The organism is Streptomyces sp. SID5910, assembly GCF_009862125.1.
Taxonomy (GTDB): domain Bacteria; phylum Actinomycetota; class Actinomycetes; order Streptomycetales; family Streptomycetaceae; genus Streptomyces.
Genome location: NZ_WWHX01000370.1, coordinates 1 through 15,037 on the forward strand (window position 1 = coordinate 1; position 15,037 = coordinate 15,037).

At 71.5% G+C, this 15,037-nt stretch carries 13 protein-coding genes, 1 pseudogene and 1 riboswitch; of the genes and pseudogenes, 7 read left to right on the forward strand and 7 right to left on the reverse strand.

Going from position 1 to position 15,037, the window contains the following annotated elements:
- Positions 1-164: 164 nt before the first annotated feature.
- Positions 165-581 (reverse strand): coenzyme B12-dependent isobutyryl CoA mutase small subunit, encoded by a 417-nt coding sequence (gene icmB, locus GTW67_RS12465; protein ID WP_161164872.1) that lies wholly within the window; start codon positions 579-581, stop codon positions 165-167.
- A 658-nt stretch (positions 582-1,239) separates the two neighbouring features.
- On the opposite strand from icmB, the gene GTW67_RS12470 reads away from it, so the two are divergent.
- Positions 1,240-2,058, forward strand: a complete 819-nt coding sequence (locus GTW67_RS12470) for an esterase/lipase family protein (protein ID WP_524539771.1) — start codon at positions 1,240-1,242, stop codon at positions 2,056-2,058.
- Positions 2,059-2,310: 252 nt separating this feature from the next.
- Positions 2,311-3,903 (forward strand): peptidoglycan DD-metalloendopeptidase family protein, encoded by a 1,593-nt coding sequence (locus tag GTW67_RS12475; protein ID WP_161164874.1) that lies wholly within the window; start codon positions 2,311-2,313, stop codon positions 3,901-3,903.
- A gap of 43 nt (positions 3,904-3,946) precedes the next feature.
- Here the strand turns inward: GTW67_RS12475 and pcrA are convergent, their stop codons facing one another.
- Positions 3,947-6,436, reverse strand: a complete 2,490-nt coding sequence (gene pcrA, locus GTW67_RS12480) for a DNA helicase PcrA (RefSeq protein WP_161164875.1) — start codon at positions 6,434-6,436, stop codon at positions 3,947-3,949.
- 230 nt (positions 6,437-6,666) lie between these two features.
- Positions 6,667-6,841, forward strand: a riboswitch (cyclic di-AMP (ydaO/yuaA leader).
- Between the two features lie 8 nt (positions 6,842-6,849).
- Here pcrA and GTW67_RS12485 point away from each other — a divergent pair.
- Positions 6,850-8,043: a C40 family peptidase gene (locus tag GTW67_RS12485; RefSeq protein ID WP_161164876.1), complete on the forward strand. Its 1,194-nt coding sequence runs from the start codon at positions 6,850-6,852 to the stop codon at positions 8,041-8,043.
- 26 nt (positions 8,044-8,069) lie between these two features.
- A complete protein-coding gene (locus tag GTW67_RS12490) occupies positions 8,070-9,080 on the forward strand; it encodes a tellurite resistance/C4-dicarboxylate transporter family protein (RefSeq protein WP_161164877.1) in 1,011 nt (336 codons plus the stop codon).
- Here the strand turns inward: GTW67_RS12490 and GTW67_RS12495 are convergent.
- Positions 9,058-9,411, reverse strand: coding sequence for a hypothetical protein (locus GTW67_RS12495; RefSeq protein WP_161164878.1), 354 nt, complete (start codon positions 9,409-9,411; stop codon positions 9,058-9,060). The genes GTW67_RS12490 and GTW67_RS12495 overlap by 23 nt on opposite strands.
- Before the next feature lie 314 nt (positions 9,412-9,725).
- Here GTW67_RS12495 and GTW67_RS12500 point away from each other — a divergent pair, with 314 nt between their 5' ends.
- Positions 9,726-10,760, forward strand: a complete 1,035-nt coding sequence (locus GTW67_RS12500; protein ID WP_161164879.1) for an NlpC/P60 family protein — start codon at positions 9,726-9,728, stop codon at positions 10,758-10,760.
- A gap of 7 nt (positions 10,761-10,767) precedes the next feature.
- Here the strand turns inward: GTW67_RS12500 and GTW67_RS12505 are convergent, their stop codons facing one another.
- Both GTW67_RS12505 and GTW67_RS12510 read right to left on the reverse strand, forming a co-directional pair.
- Positions 10,768-11,010, reverse strand: coding sequence for a DUF397 domain-containing protein (locus tag GTW67_RS12505; RefSeq protein WP_161164880.1), 243 nt, complete (start codon positions 11,008-11,010; stop codon positions 10,768-10,770).
- Complete coding sequence (locus GTW67_RS12510; protein ID WP_346010632.1) at positions 11,007-11,825, reverse strand: helix-turn-helix domain-containing protein; 819 nt, start codon at positions 11,823-11,825, stop codon at positions 11,007-11,009. The genes GTW67_RS12505 and GTW67_RS12510 overlap by 4 nt, the downstream gene beginning before the upstream one ends.
- A 129-nt stretch (positions 11,826-11,954) precedes the next feature.
- Between GTW67_RS12510 and GTW67_RS12515 the strand changes: the two genes are divergently transcribed.
- Entirely contained in the window at positions 11,955-12,371 is a 417-nt protein-coding gene (locus GTW67_RS12515; RefSeq protein ID WP_161164881.1) for an ATP-binding protein, read from the forward strand.
- 10 nt (positions 12,372-12,381) lie between these two features.
- Here the strand turns inward: GTW67_RS12515 and GTW67_RS12520 are convergent, their stop codons facing one another.
- Both GTW67_RS12520 and GTW67_RS12525 read right to left on the reverse strand, forming a co-directional pair.
- Positions 12,382-13,101 carry a LuxR C-terminal-related transcriptional regulator gene (locus GTW67_RS12520; protein WP_161164882.1) on the reverse strand — a complete coding sequence of 240 codons (720 nt, stop codon included), beginning with the start codon at positions 13,099-13,101 and terminating at the stop codon, positions 12,382-12,384.
- On the reverse strand, positions 13,098-14,390 hold the full coding sequence (locus GTW67_RS12525) for an ATP-binding protein (RefSeq protein ID WP_161164883.1): 1,293 nt from the start codon (positions 14,388-14,390) through the stop codon (positions 13,098-13,100). Before GTW67_RS12525 ends, GTW67_RS12520 begins: the two co-directional genes overlap by 4 nt.
- Before the next feature lie 218 nt (positions 14,391-14,608).
- Between GTW67_RS12525 and GTW67_RS12530 the strand changes: the two are divergent.
- A pseudogene (locus GTW67_RS12530) lies at positions 14,609-15,037 on the forward strand (PspC domain-containing protein); the annotation flags it as partial.

Here is a 15,037-nt window from a genome sequence, read left to right on the forward strand (position 1 = left end):
CACGCCAGGCCACGCGCCGTGCGCCCTCGCCGGGCCACGCGCCGGGCCGCCCTCCCCGCCGCGCGCCGGGGCAGCGAAACGCCGACCGGCAAGGCGCCCGCGGCGAGGCGCCCTCGTCAAGGCATCGCCCCCGCGCTCATCGCCCCGCCGGCCAAGCGGAGCGCCTACGCCCCCGCAGGCTCCCGTACGTTCGTCCGGACCCAGTCCACGATCGACGCCGTCGTCGCACCCGGTGTGAAGATCTCCGCGACGCCCTTCTCCTTCAGCGGGGCGATGTCCGCCTCGGGGATGATCCCGCCGCCGAAGACCAGGATGTCCGCCGCGTCCCGCTCACGAAGCAGGTCGATCACGGCGGCGAAGAGCGTGTTGTGCGCACCGGAGAGGATGGACAGCCCGATCGCGTCGGCGTCCTCCTGGATCGCGGTGTCCACGATCTGCTCGGGTGTCTGGTGGAGGCCGGTGTAGATGACCTCCATACCGGCGTCGCGCAGGGCCCGCGCGATCACCTTGGCCCCGCGATCGTGGCCGTCGAGCCCCGGCTTGGCCACCACCACGCGGATCGGACCGGCTGCCACACCCATCACTGCCTCCATGAAGCGACTACATCCATCCGTACCGACAAGTACCGCACACATCACCCATGCCCGTACACAGGGGCACGGTGCGCGCGTGAAATGCACGCCCTCGCGACACGGGCACCCCGCACCACGCCGTCCGGGGAAGTGAACGAACGTTATCGCCCGCATCCCGCAACCGGCAGTTTCGCGGCGGAGACAGAGGGGGAAATCACACGGTGGGACATGTTCACCGCGCACCGCCGCAGGGTCGCCGAGTGAACACGCGCACGGAGAGCCGCAGCGAGGGCAGGACAAGGGCAGGAAAGCCGCGGGCCTCGTCGCCGTATCCAACGGCACCGAAGGGCACAGAGCCCACCGCACTGACACACTGGTTTACGTAAACCTCGCAAACACCACCCATCACTGGTGTCACGGCTCTCCACGAGGGCACACGGGGACAGAGGCGTTCCTCCGCGTGCCGACAGGAGGTCGGCCCATGAAGGTCACGACGGCAGCACTGCCCCTTCTCCCGCTCTGTCAGCGTTTCCTGCCCGCTCTCCCGGCGATTCCAGCACTTCCACCACTTCCGGCGCTTCCGGCGCTCCCGGGACTGTCGGCCCTCACCGGTTTCTCGGGCCTTTCCGGTCTGGCCGGCCTTCCCGCCAGGGTGACGGGGCTGTCCATGACCCTCCTGAAGGCGACGGCCCTGGAGGCCGCGATCCTCGCCGGACATCTGCTCCTCTATCCCTCCGGCATCGTCCAGGAGCGCCGGTGCGTCCCCGCGCCGGCCCGCGGGGTCTCCCGGGACCCGGAGTCCTCCTCCGCGCCCACCGCGAAGCTGCCGGCCCCCGCCAGCCCTCCGGTCGTCCTGCTGCACGGCTTCATCGACAACCGTTCGGTCTTCCTCCTGCTGCGCCGCAGCCTGGCCCAGCACGGCAGGCAGCAGGTGGAGTCGTTGAACTATTCGCCGCTGACCTGCGACATCCGCTGTGCCGCCGAGCTGCTCGGCCGGCACATCGAGGAGATCTGCGAGCGCACGGGCAGTGACCGCGTCGACGTGGTCGGCCACAGCCTCGGCGGGCTGATCGCCCGGTACTACGTGCAGCGTCTCGGCGGTGACCTGCGGGTCCGCACGCTCGTGACGCTCGGTACGCCGCACGCGGGCACCCGGGTGGTGCCGCTGGCAAACGCCCACCCGATCGTGCGCCAGATGCGTCCCGGTTCGGCGGTGCTGGAGGAGCTGGCCCGGCCGGCGCCCGGCTGCCGCACGCAGTTCGTCAGCTTCTGGAGCGACCTGGACCGGGTGATGGACCCGCTGGAGACGGCCTGTCTCGACCATCCCGACCTGACCGTGCAGAACGTCCGGGTGAGCGGCATCGGCCACCTGGCCCTGCCCGTGCACCCCGCCGTGGCCACCGGGATCCGGCAGGCGCTCGACACGCCCGGCCCGGGAGCGGGCGCGGCGGCCGGCGACCACTCCGGCGGCCTGACCGTCGCCTGAGCCCGGCGCCGTCACCCGATCGGCCGCCGGGAAGGCCGTGACCACCACGGTAGATGTCACGGCGACACACCGACCGACGTCGAACAAACGTCGAACACAAAACCAAACTCGCGCCCGCCGTCCCCCAAAACACGGCCGAATGCCCGTTTCCTGCGTGGGTGAAACCTTCAGAAGATTGTCGCGCCCGCATACCGACGGGTACAGTCGCCGCACTGCTCTGGCAGCCCTGTTGTCGAGGCGAAAGAGAAGTTGGTGAACGACCGTCACCCGTCGGGGGGCATGACCGCCCCGGCCTCGGCTTCCGACGCCGACCCGGCGCACTACGCGCCGTACGGCACCGGTGAAGCCCAGTACGGCGACCTCACCACGTACGGCGGCTACGACGCCACCGGTTTCGCCACCGGCCCCCACGCCACGGCGACCTTCGCCGCGGACCCGCTCTTCGGCAGCTTCGGCGGCCACCCGGACCAGAACACCGGCGGCTACGACACCACCGGCTCGTACGACATCGCCTACGCCGCCACCGGCACGTACGACGCCACCCAGTGGGCGACCGGCAGCCACCAGACGCCGCACCACGACGCGTACGCGGCCCAGCACCACGCCGCCTACGACTCGGGCGCCTACGACACGACGACGTGGACGGCCCTCGGCCGGCAGCCTGTGGTGCCGGCGCAGGCGACGAGCGCCGAGTCGACGGGCCAGTGGGACACGGCCGCCTGGGCCCAGCCCGACCAGTCCGGCAACCCGGCCGACGGGACCCAGCAGTGGGAGTGGGGCACCCAGACCTTCACCACCGGGACCTTCACCGCGGGCACCTTCGCCACCGAGACGTTCGACACCGGCGCTTACGACGCCACGCAGTGGAACTCGAACGGCACGACACAGGACGACGCGACGCAGGCCACCGCGACGGACGTGACAACGGACGCGCCGGACCCCGCACCGGCCGCCGCCACCGCCGAGGAACCGGCCCCGCACGACGACGGGTTGGCGGCCACCGGCGAACTGCCCGCCGTGACCACTCTCCTTGAAGGCCAGGAAGAGGTCGTCCCGGCCCCCCGGGTCCCCGCCGCGCGCACCGCCTCCCGGGGCGGGGCGCGTTCCCGTCGGCGGCAGCCGGCCAAGCGCTCGGCGCTGCTGACCATCGCCGTGCCGTCGGCCTGCGTGATGAGCGTCGCCGGTATCGCCGCGGCCTCCGTCGGCAGCCTGGGCGGCGAGGACGGCGCGGACACCACGGCGTCGGCGGCGGACGCGGGCGCCGCGCCGGTGAAGCCGTCCACCGCCAACAACAAGCTGGACACGCAGCTCGCGAGCCTGTCCGCCGGCGCCGACGACTTCGCCGACCGGGCCAGCCGGACGCAGGAGCGCATCGACCTCAAGGCCGAGCAGGCGGCGGAGAAGAGGCGGGCGGCGGAGGAGGCGGCCCGCAAGGAGCGGCTGCGTCCCAAGTTCGCGATCCCGGTCGAGCAGCACGGGCTCAGCGCCTACTACGGCCAGGCCGGCATCAACTGGATGTCCGCGCACACCGGCATCGACTTCCCCGTGTCGTACGGCACGAAGGTGATGGCGGCGACCGACGGCACGGTGCGTACGCAGTACAACGTGGCGTACGGGAACATGCTGATCCTCACCGCGAAGGACGGCACGGAGACCTGGTACTGCCACCTCTCCAGTTACCAGGTTCCCTACGGAGCCAAGGTCAAGGCCGGCGATCCGATCGCGCTCTCCGGCGACACGGGGAACTCGACCGGACCGCACCTGCACTTCGAGGTGCGGCCCTCCGGCGGCGGGGCGATCGACCCGCTGCCGTGGCTGCGCAGCCACGGCCTCGACCCGCAGTGACCGCCTGACGTCGACGTCAGGCGGTCCGGCGCTCAGCCCGGGCTCAGAGCTTCTCCACCGGCGCGTACCGCAGCAGCAGCCGCTTCGGCTTGGTGTCCCCGAAGTCGATCGTCGCCTCGGCGTTGCCTCCCGTGCCCTTGACCCCGACGACCGTGCCGAGCCCGAACTGGTCGTGCGTGACGCGGTCGCCGATGGCGAGCGAGACCGTCGGCTTCTCGGAGGACCGGCGTGTGGCGAAGCCGGACGCGCCCGACGCGGAGGAGCGGGACCGGGACGACGACAGCGAGGCCGCCACTCCGGAGACCGGCGCGGAGGGGGCGGGCCCGTTCGCCCCGGTGCGCTTCCACTCCAGGTGGGGCGCCGGGATCTCCTCCAGGAAGCGCGAGGGCGGGTTGTACGACGGCTGGCCCCAGGCACTGCGCAGCGTGGACCGGGTCAGGTACAGCCGCTCCCGGGCGCGCGTGATGCCGACGTAGGCGAGGCGGCGCTCCTCCTCCAGCTCCTTGGCCTGGCCGAGGGCGCGCATGTGCGGGAAGACGCCGTCCTCCATGCCGGTGAGGAAGACGACCGGGAACTCCAGGCCCTTGGCGGTGTGCAGGGTCATCAGGGTGACGACGCCGTCGCCGTCCTCTTCGTCGGGGATCTGGTCGGAGTCGGCGACCAGCGCGACCCGCTCCAGGAAGTCGGCCAGCGTGCCGCCGCTCTCCCCCTCGGCCTCGGCGCGCTCCTGTTCGAACTCCAGGGCGACGGCGGCGAGTTCCTGAAGGTTCTCGATGCGGGTCTCGTCCTGCGGGTCGGTGGAGGACTGCAACTCGGCGAGGTAGCCGGTGCGTTCGAGGATGGCCTCCAGGACGGTGGCCGGTCCGGCGCCGGACTCCACGACCGTGCGCAGGTCCTCCATGAGGGTGTTGAAGCGCTTGACGGCGTTGGACGACCGGGCGGCCATGCCGTACGCCTCGTCCACGCGGCGCAGGGCCTGCGGGAAGCTGATCTTCTCCCGCTGGGAGAGGGCGTCGATCATCGCCTCGGCGCGGTCGCCGATGCCGCGCTTGGGGACGTTGAGGATGCGGCGCAGCGGCACCGAGTCCTCGGGGTTGGCGAGGACGCGCAGGTAGGCCAGGACGTCCCGGACCTCCTTGCGCTCGTAGAAGCGGACGCCGCCGACGACCTTGTAGGGCAGGCCGGTGCGGATGAAGACTTCCTCGAAGACACGGGACTGGGCGTTGGTGCGGTAGAAGACGGCGACGTCGCCGGCCTTCGCCTCGCCCGCGTCGGTGAGGCGGTCTATCTCGTCGGCGACGAACTGGGCCTCGTCGTGCTCGGTGTCGGCGACGTACCCGGTGATCTGCGAGCCGGCGCCCGCGTTGGTCCACAGGTTCTTGGGGCGGCGGGACTCGTTGCGCTCGATGACCGCGTTGGCCGCGCTGAGGATCGTCTGGGTGGAGCGGTAGTTCTGCTCCAGGAGGATCGTCGTCGCGTCCGGGTAGTCCTCCTCGAACTGGAGGATGTTGCGGATGGTGGCGCCGCGGAAGGCGTAGATCGACTGGTCGGCGTCGCCCACGACGCACAGCTCGGCGGGCGGGACCTCGGCCTCGGGCGGCACGTCGACAGGGTGTTCCGAAGCCCCGCCGACCAGCTCGCGCACCAGGGCGTACTGGGCGTGGTTGGTGTCCTGGTACTCGTCGACCAGGACGTGCCGGAAGCGGCGGCGGTAGTGCTCGGCGACGTCCGGGAAGGCGCGGAGCAGATTGACCGTCGTCATGATCAGGTCGTCGAAGTCGAGGGCGTTGGCCTCGCGCAGCCGCGACTGGTACATGGCGTAGGCCTGGGCGAGGGTCTTCTCGAAACCGTCGGCGGCCTGGGCGGCGAAGTCCTCCTCGTCGATCAGCTCGTTCTTCAGGTTGCTGATCTTGGCGCTGAAGGACTTGGGCGGGAAGCGCTTGGGGTCGAGGTCCAGGTCGCGGCAGACCAGGGCCATCAGGCGCTTGGAGTCGGCGGCGTCGTAGATCGAGAACGACGACGTGAAGCCGAGCTTCTTGGACTCGCGGCGCAGGATGCGGACGCACGCGCTGTGGAACGTCATGACCCACATCGCGTTGGCGCGCGGGCCGACCAGCTGCTCGACGCGCTCCTTCATCTCGCCCGCGGCCTTGTTGGTGAAGGTGATCGCGAGGATCTGCCCGGGGTGGACGCCCCGCTCGCCCAGCAGGTGGGCGATGCGGTGGGTGAGCACGCGGGTCTTGCCGGAGCCGGCGCCGGCCACGATGAGCAGCGGGGAGCCGGAGTGGACGACGGCGGCGCGCTGGTTCTCGTTCAGCCCCTCCAGCAGGGCGGCCGGGTCCAGGGCGGGGCGCGGGGCGCCGTCCCGGTAGTGGGTGTCACGGTCCGGCGGCGCGTCGAACTTCCCGCCGAACAGATCGTGCGGAACGGGCTCCGGTCCGTGATCGTCCTCGGGCGGTGGCGGGGGTTCCTCCTCGTGACCGCGCGGGGTCTGGAGGCTCGCCAGGAAGCTTTCGTCAAAGAGGCTGCTCATCGCTCTCCGAGTCTAGGGCGCCCCACCGACAACCGGCCGCCACCCCGGAAATCGGCCGGGAATCCGGAGATCGGGACTCTCGGAGCAGGCTCTATCACAGGCGGTGACCTCCCCACCGAAGGTCACGAAAATGTATCGGGCATATCACCCGGCAACCTTCCCAGGCGCCACACGAGTTGGCTACGGTGCGGGGCAGGTCGCACGCCCCCTCCGGCGAACGTCGCCGGGACGCGCGGCCTCCGCCGAGTCCGGTGTGCCGTACGGCACACGGAGCCGGGGACCCAACCGAATTCCTGGGGTGAATCGGCCACCCGCCCTCGACGGGGGCGGCGCCGTAGGGCACACCTTCCGAGCCACACCGCCCGAACCCGACAGCTAACCCGGTAGGCGGAGCACGGAAGGAGTCGCCTCCCTTGGCGTCGCACCGCAAGTCGCGTCCCACCGGTTCGCGCGTCGCAGGCATACGGACCCCCGCCCTCGCCACGGCGGCCCTCACCTCCGTCGCCCTGCTGTCCCAGACGGCCGACGCCACCCCGTCGGACGACCGGCCGACCCTCGAAGAGGTCGAGAAGAAGGTCGACGACCTCTACCGCCAGGCCGGGTCGGCGACCGAGAAGTACAACGCGGCGAAGGAGAGGACCGCGAAGCAGCGCGAGCGCGTCGACACCCTCCTCGACGACGTCGCGAAGCGCACCCAGAAGCTCAACGAGGCCCGCGACCAGCTGGGCTCCTACGCCTCCGCGCAGTACCGCACGGGCGGCCTGGTCCCGTCGGCCGCGACCTTCCTGCTCGCGGACTCACCGCAGGACTACGTCGACCAGAGCCAGCTGATGACCCGGCTCACCGGCCGCCAGAAGGAGGCGGTCGACGACTACGTCACCCAGCAGTCCGAGACGATGGAGAAGCGCCGGCAGGCCACGGAGAGCCTGGAGACGCTCACCGGCTCGCAGGAGGACCTGAAGAAGGCCAAGGCCACCGTCCAGACGAAGCTCGCCGACGCGCGGGAGCTGCTGTCGACGCTGACGGCCGAGGAGAAGGCGCGGCTCGCGGCGATCGAGAAGAAGAAGCAGGAGGAGGCCGAACGCAAGGCCGCCGAGCTCGCCCGGCAGCAGGCCGAGGAGCGGGAGCGGCAGGAGCAGGCCGCCCAGCAGAACGACACCTCGACGGGCTCCACCGGTTCGACCGGATCGACCGGATCGACCGGCGGCGGCACGGGCACCGGTTCCTCCACGCCCGACCCCTCGTACGGCACCAAGGCCGACAAGACGCTCGCCTTCGCCCGCGCCCAGATCGGCAAGCCGTACGTCTGGGGCGCGACCGGCCCCGACTCCTACGACTGCTCCGGCCTCACCCAGGCCGCCTGGAAGGCCGCGGGCGTGACGCTGCCGCGCACCACCTACGACCAGGTCGACGCCGGCACGACGGTCTCCATCGCCCAGGCGCAACCCGGTGACCTGGTCTTCTTCTACGACGACATCAGCCACGTCGGCATCTACATCGGCGACGGCATGATGATCCACGCCCCGAAGCCGGGCGCGTACGTCCGCGAGGAGTCGGTGTACTACGACGGCGAGTCGTCGATCCACAGCGTGGTGCGCCCGGCCTGACGGGCGGTGCTCTCTAGCATCGACCCATGTCATCGGGCACTAGTCACCCTCTGCGCGCCTGGTGGGCGCAGCGTCCGCCGGCGGCCGGGGCCGCGGTGATGGCGACCGGCATCCTGTCGGTCGGCCTGCACCTGACGGGCCACGAGCTGCTGTCCCGCGTCATCCTGGTGCTGGCCTGCGCCGCGTGGCTGGCGCTCGCGGCGGACTTCGTCTCGCTGCTGCTGTCCGACCGGGCGGGGTGGGTGACGCAGGCGGGGACGCCGGCCGCGCTCACCGCGGTCGCCGCGACGGCGGTGGTCGGCACGCGGTTCGCGGTGCTCGGCTGGACGGCCCTGGCGGGGGCCCTGCTGGCGCTGGCCGCGCTGCTGTGGCCGGGGCTGCTGCTGGTGGTCGTGCGGCACTGGGAGCGGCGGATGCCCGGGGCGGTGTTCCTCGGCTGCGTGGCGACGGAGGGGCTGGCCGTGCTGGCGGCCACACTGGCGGCGGCCACCTCGACGGCCTGGCTCGCGCACGTGGCGCTGGTGCCGTTCTGGCTGGGGCTGGTGCTCTACGCCGTCGCGCTGTTCCGCTTCGACCCGCGGCAGGTGGCCCGCGGCGCCGGGGACCACTGGGTCGCGGGCGGCGCGCTCGCGATCTCGGCACTCGCGGGGGCCAGGCTGCTCGCCGCGGCCGACACCGGGATGTACCTGTGGAACGACGACGTCGGTGCCGTGCTGCACGACGCGACCGTCGTCCTGCTGGTGCTCGACCTCGCCTGGTACGCCGTCCTCATGGTCGCCGAGTTCGTGTGGCCCCGCCTGCGCTACGACGTGCGCCGCTGGTCGACCGTGTTCCCCCTCGGCATGACCGCGGCGGCGACGCTGTCCGTCGCCGCCGTCGTGGACGCCTCATGGCTGGAGGGGCTCGGTCAGGCCCTGGTGTGGATCGCGGTGGCCGCGTGGCTGGCGGTCGCGGTGGGGGCGGTCGCCTCGGCCCGGGCCGGGCTGCGGTCCGCCGCGGGGCGGACGGCGGACGTCAGGTCCACAGCACCGCGATGAAGATGTTGACCAGGGTCAGCAGGCCGACCAGGCCGAACAGCGGCTTGTCCACCTTCTCGTCGTCGCGCTTCACGTAGACGAGGCCGAGGATCACGATCAGCACGGCCAGCTTCACGCCGATCTTGACGTTGTCGACGGAGTAGTCCTGGGCCTGGTTGAGGCCGACCAGGACCGCTCCGGTGACCAGCATCGTCAGCGCGCCGTGCAGCATGGCCGGGGTGAAGCGGGCGGTGCCCTGGCCCATCGCCTTCATCTGGGTCAGGAAGCCCCCGAGCAGGGCCGCGATGCCGACGATGTGCAGACCGACGAAGAGGTGGATGAGTACGTCCATGAGGCCGGAGCCTAATCAGCGGCCGGACACGCTCCGACACCGGCCCGTCCGGCCCGGGCGGACTCGGATGCATTTATGCGCCCCATAGCAGCTCATCGTCCCCACATGTCCCCGATCCGGCACTTCGGTCATCACCCTGCGTGAAGACGACGGCCTCCCGCCCGGCCCGCGGTCACCTACGGTCGCACGCCGGTCCGGTATCGCCAGTTCCGCGCATTCCGTCACCTGCTCGTTACCCACCGGCCTAGCGTCCTTCCGCAGACGACCGGTCCGAGCAGCGGCCGGCGCACGGTACGGAAGGACGGGGATCCCTGGTGGCAGCGCATCGCAGGCCACGGAGACGGCTCGGGGGCGGCGGGACGGCCGCCCGCACCGCCGTCACGGTCACCCTCGCGGGCGCGGCCGGCGCGGCCGGGCTGAGCGGTACCGGGCACGCCGACCCGCAGCAGACCCCGGCGCAGGTCAGGGCGCAGGTCGACAAGCTGTACCAGGAGGCGGAGGTCGCCACCGAGAAGTACAACGGCGCGAAGGAGAAGGCCGACGCCGCCGAGCAGCGCCTGGAGGACCTGCGGGACGAGGTGGCCCGCAAGGAGGACCGGCTGAACGCGACGCGGGAGACGCTGGGCTCGGTCGCGGCGGCGCAGTACCGCGGCGGGGGCCTCGACCCGGCCCTCCAGCTCGCGCTCTCCTCGGACCCCGACCGGTATCTGGAGGGCGCCGAGTTCGTGCAGCGGGTGGGCAGCCGGCAGACGGCGGCCGTCGGCCGGGCGCGCAAGGAACTCCGGGACGTCGAGCAACTGCGGGGCGCCGCGCGGATCGAGCGGGCCGCGCTGGTCTCACGGCAGGCCGAGCTGAAGAAACACCGCAAGACCGTCACCGACAAGCTGGACGCGGCGCGGCGCCTGTTGTCCGGGCTGACGGCCGAGGAACGCGCGCCGCGCGCCGCCACGCGCTCCGCGGGTGCCCGCGAGGTCCTGTCGGCGTCCGCCGAGGCGCCGAACTCGCGGGCCGCGGCGGCCGTGGCGTACGCCTACCAGAAGCTCGGCAGCCCTTACGTGTGGGGTGCGACCGGCCCGAACGCCTTCGACTGCTCGGGCCTGACCCAGGCCGCGTATCGCTCCGCGGGTGTCGCCCTGCCTCGTACGACCTACGCCCAGATCGGCGCGGGGCGGCGCGTCTCACGCTCCGAACTCGCTCCCGGGGACCTGGTCTTCTTCTACTCCGGGATCAGCCATGTCGGCATCTACGTCGGCAACGGCCAGATGATCCACGCCCCGAACCCGTCGGCCCCGGTCCGCCTCGCCCCCGTCGACGAGATGCCGTTCGCGGGGGCGGCGCGGGTGGTGTGAGCGAGGCTCAGCCGCGGGCGTAGGCGACGAACGCCGTCCAGGAGTCCCCGGCGACGGCGAACCGGGGGCTGTCGGGGCCGAGCTTCGAGTCCCGGACGTGCACGGTGTGGGGGCAGGGAGCGACCTCGACGCAGTTGCTGCCCTCGCTGTCGCTGTGGCTGGACTTGAACCAGTCGAGGGCGACTTCGAGGCAGTTGCCGCCCTGATCGTCGCTGTAGCTCGACTTGAACCACGCCAGGCTGTCGCTCACGGCTCCTCCGCCACCTTTCTGATGAACTCGGCTGACTCCTCAATACTGAGGGCGTGCATGCGGATCATGGCATGCCGCTGGTTCAACGCACTCACCTTGCCCAGACTGGCGTGCAGCACGCTGACCTCTGGCGCTTCGATATAGGCCAACATGTCGTGCTCAGGCGTTTCCAGCAAGACGATGGGACCGGCGAGGGCGACACCAGTGCACCGGCCGATCGGGAGCACCTGCACCGAAACGTTGCGGCTTCGGCCGACCTCCCGCAGATGCTCAAGTTGAGCCTGCATGACCTGCTTGCCGCCGACTTCCGTCCGTAGCGCGGCCTCGTAGATCACGAAGCCGTAGAGCACGCTGATCCGCCGGGCCAGCGCCTCTTGGCGCCGAAGCCTGGCCGCTACCCGTTCGGCGACCGTCTCGTCATCGAGCGGCGGACAGCTGGCCCCGATCAACGCACGCGCGTACTCCTCCGTCTGCAACAAGCCCGGGATCAGCAGCGGCTCGTAGCAGGAGACGCTGATCGCCTCCGCCTCGATGGCCATGAACTCCTGCGACCGCGCCGGGAACGGCTCCGGCTTCAGGTACTCCTGCGCAGCGACGAGCTTTCCGCCCGCCCCGCACACCTGGTCCGCGATCTGGAGTAACCGCAAGGTGGGACGTCGGCGGCCGTTCTCCATCGACTTGACGTACTCGTAGTCGTAACCGGCCTCCTTCGCCAGCGCCTCCCGGCCGACGCCCGCCTCCGCGCGCCACATCTTGATCTGGCTGCCGCAGTACCGCCACGCGATCGGCGGCTGGGAGTTCACCTCGGTCGCCACGCAACCTCCCCCGGGTCCACGCGGGGTACAGCCACGCGCTGTACCCCCTCCGTCACTCGTGAGGCTACGCGCGAGCCGGGACGGTGATCCCGTCAACCGCGAAACATCGACGCAAGGGATGAACAGCGCATGCAGACCCCGTGGCCGCCGCCTCCCACGACCGCCCCGAAGGACATCGAGTGGCGGCTGCCCCGGCATGCGCGCAGTGTCGGCCGGGCCCGCACCCTGTTCCGCGAGCAGGCGGCGTCGTGGGAACTGCCGCAGAACGTGACGGACACGGCGGAACTGCTCCTGAGCGAGCTGATGACGAACGCGTACCGCCATGCGAAGGCCCCAGGCCGCGAGATCTGGGCCCGCTGCGAAGTGACGGAGGACCGACTCCGGGTCACGGTGACGGACGCCTCCGAGGTGCTGCCGGTGCCCGCCACGGCCCGCCCGGACGACGAGTCGGGCCGTGGCCTCGCCCTGGTGGCGGTGCTGGCGGCGGACTGGGGCGCACGGCGAAGGGCCTGCGGCATCGGCAAGGAGGTCTGGTTCGAACTGTGACCCGGGCCCCTCAGACCAGTCGCCGTGCCGTCGCCCAGCGGGTCAGTTCGTGGCGGTTGGAGAGCTGGAGCTTGCGCAGCACCGCGGAGACGTGGGACTCGACCGTCTTGACGGAGATGTACAGCTGCTTGGCGATCTCCTTGTACGCGTAGCCGCGGGCGATCAGGCGCAGGACCTCGCGCTCGCGCTGGGTGAGGCGGTCGAGGTCCTCGTCGACCGGCGGGGCGTCGGTGGAGGCGAAGGCGTCGAGGACGAAGCCGGCCAGGCGCGGGGAGAAGACGGCGTCGCCCTCCTGGACGCGGAAGACGGAGTTGATCAGGTCCGCACCGGTGATCGTCTTGGTGACGTAGCCGCGCGCACCGCCGCGGATCACGCCGATCACGTCCTCGGCGGCGTCCGAGACGGACAGGGCGAGGAAGCGGACGGGCCGCTCGGGGTCGGCCATCAAGGGGGCGCAGCGGCGCAGGACCTCGACGCCGCCGCCGCCGGGGAGGTGGACGTCGAGGAGGACCACCTCGGGCCGGGTCGCGGTGATGACGGTGACGGCCTGGTCGACGTCGGCGGCCTCTCCGACGACCTCGACGCCCGTCTCGGCGGTCTGGCCGATCTCGGCCTGGACGCCGGTGCGGAACATGCGGTGGTCGTCGACGAGGACCACACGCACCCGGCGCTCCCCCGCGCCCGCGTCCGCCGGTCCCGCCGTTCCGTTGCCTTCGGTCGGGTCGCTCATGACGTCTTCTCCGCCCTCTCCATCTCCAGCTCGACCTCCGTGCCGCCGTCCGGCACCGCGCGCAGCCGCGCCGTGCCGCCGTTGCGCTCCATGCGGCCGATGATCGATTCTCTGACGCCCATGCGGTCGGCGGGTATCGAGTCGAGGTCGAAGCCGGGGCCGCGGTCGCGCACGGACACGAAGACCGTCCTGCCCTCGACCTCGGCGTAGACCTGAACCGCGCCGCCCTCGCCACCGTACTTGGCGGCGTTCACCATAGCCTCGCGTGCGGCCTGCATCTGTGCGCCGATCCTCTCGTCGAGCGGGCAGTCGCCGACGACGACGACCTCGATGGGCACACCGTGCTTGTCCTCGACCTCCGCGGCGTTGCGCTTGACCGCCTCGGCGAGGGTGGTGGGTTCGTCGTCCTCGTCCTTGCCGTTGCCCTCGGGCTTGTAGAGCCAGGCCCTCAGGTCGCGCTCCTGGGCGCGGGCCAGGCGGCGCACCTCGCCCGCGTTCTCCGCGTTGCGCTGGATCAGGGTGAGGGTGTGCAGCACCGAGTCGTGGACGTGGGCGGCGACCTCGGCGCGCTCCTGGGCGCGGATGCGCATCAGCCGCTCCTCGGACAGGTCCTGCGTCATGCGCACCAGGTAGGGGCCGGCGAGGAGCGTTATGCCGACGAGGACGGCGAGGGCGGCCTGGAGCACCGAGCCGAGGTGGGCGGCCGAGCCTTGCAGCACGAAGATCGCGGAGACACCGGCCGTCACCAGCAGGACGCCCGCCACCGAGCGCAGCAGCGTGACGGTGCGCCGGTCGCGGCCGACCTCGGCCCAGCGGGCCCGGCGGGCGTTGTCCGCCTGGCGCCAGACGAGGGCGACGCCCGCGCCGACGAGCACGATGGGCCACAGGTAGGCCTTGGCGCCGTTGCCGAGATTCACGTTGCCCACGAAGACCATGGCCACGACGACCATGAGGAGCAGGGCGACGATCTGGCCCCTGTCCGGCTTGCGGGCGACGAGTCTTCGCCGGCCGTCCGGCGAGGTCTCGGCCGTCACCAGGGACGGCGGCTTCTGCGCGTCGACGCCGCCGACGCCGAGGGGCACGAAGAACCAGAAGGCCGCGTAGAGCAGCGCACCGAGGCCGTCGGCCATGAACAGGCCGACGAAGACCAGCCGCACCCAGATGACGGGCAGCCCGAGATGCCCGGCGAGCCCCCGCGCCACGCCACCGAGCCAGCGTCCGTCGCTGCTGCGGTAGAGCTTGCGCGGCGGCCGCGGTTCGACAACGGGAGGTGCTGCGGCGTCCGGCATGCCACCGATGGTCACACGACGGGCCGAGGCGGAGCATCAGGGTCGGTCCCTAAGACTCCCCTGATCTTCGACGACTCCCCTGATCTTCGGCGACACCTCTGGTCTTCGGCCCGCGGGCCCCTCGAACGCTCCCCGGGTGCCGCGTCAGGGCCGATATCAGGGTCCGACCAGGGTCGTAACGGCTGCCGCCGGGGCGCCGGGCCCGTCACCATGGAGCCATGACAGATCACGAGCATGCCGCGACGGGCCCGGGGGCCGAGGGCGGCGGTGCGGTGGGCACGGACGCGCCGGAGCCTTCCCGCAGGTTCCGCCGCGACCGGCGGCACAAGACGCTCGCCGGGGTGTGCGCCGGGCTCGGGCGGCAGTGCGACATGGACCCGGTGATCTTCCGCATCACGCTCGTGGTGCTGGCCGCGACCGGTGGCCTCGGCCTCCTCTTCTACGGCTTCGCCTGGCTCTTCGTCCCGTACGAGGACGAGGAGGAGAACGAGGTGCGCAAGCTGCTGACCGGCCGGGTCGACGGCCAGGCCCTGGCGGCCGTGCTGTTCGCCCTGGTCGGCTGCGGCGTGTTCCTGTCCATGCTGAAGAACGGCGGGGTGCTGTCCTTCGCCGTCATACTCTCCCTCCTCCTCGCGGGGGCGGGCTAA